Here is a 1,058-nt window from a genome sequence, read left to right as displayed (position 1 = left end):
GAATGGTCCCCCGCTCTACTGACGAGCTGCTTAACCTGCTAAAGCAGGCAGAAAAAGACATAGGTGACGAAAGCGACAGTCTTACGCAATGTCGTGATGCGCATCGCCTTATAGGGGCAATGGACAGCGCCACCAGACGGCTCGCCGCGATCCGCCGCACAGCGATCGACATGGTCCTCGGCGGCCCAACCACAGCGGCCGAACTAGCGGCAGACCTCGGGGTCACCCCCACCCGCATCAGCCAACTCCGCACCCAAGGCCCCGGCCCCGAGCGAGCCCTCCTCGCCCCCAACGCCACAGCAGGCGGATCGCTGACCGCCCTGGTCTTCCAGAGGCGCGAGGCCGAACGAGGCTACGGCGCCGTCCTGGACAGCACCCGCGAGGCAGTCGACAAACTGGCACGGCTCGCCGCATCGATGGACCTGGTCGTCGAAACCCGACCGGTCGCGATGCACGACCACCTCGACCTCAACCGCGACAACCTGCTCGTGCTGATGGGCCCGCGAACCTCCGTGCTCATCGCTCAGGCCATCACCGCCGACCCGGCGATCAAATGGCGCCGAGACCAGGAGGGTCGCTGGCACATCGTCGACATCGAGACCGGCAACGAGTACTTCTCCGACTTCGACCAGGTCGCCCCCGGCGCCGACCACAGCGGCGGCAAGTGCATCGCTCACATCGGGCGGGTCCGCCGGCCCGACGGGCAAGGCAGCTTCCTCTACCTGGGAGGAGCCCACGCCGCCGGCACCGCCGGCGCAGTGCAGTTCGTCGTCGACCAGATTGACACGCTGTGGGAGCAAACCCGCAAGTCGCTGTGGTCGGCCGCCGTGCAAACCCACATCGGTCCCTCCGGCGAGGTGACCTCCGTGAAACTCCTCACCCCCGTCTACGTCCACGGAAAGCGATAATGCTGATCCAAGCAGCCACCTTCCCCGGTAAGACCAGCCGCGCGAACGAGGACTACATCGGCGCTGGCCCCGCTTCCGCCGTCGTCCTGGACGCCGTCGTTCTGCTGGCCGGCGAGCCGGGCATCGGCAAGTCCACGCTCCTGCTGGAGG

1 protein-coding gene is annotated in these 1,058 nt (G+C 66.9%); it reads left to right on the top strand.

What is annotated here, in order from left to right; genetic code table 11:
* On the top strand, positions 1-908 hold a 908-nt coding region (locus tag AB0B89_RS36610; RefSeq protein WP_358562435.1), incomplete at its 5' end, for a hypothetical protein.
* Positions 909-1,058 lie beyond the last annotated feature (150 nt).

This window comes from Sphaerisporangium sp. NPDC049002, assembly GCF_040649355.1.
GTDB lineage: Bacteria > Actinomycetota > Actinomycetes > Streptosporangiales > Streptosporangiaceae > Sphaerisporangium.
This window is presented reverse-complemented; position numbering and strand designations above follow the sequence as displayed.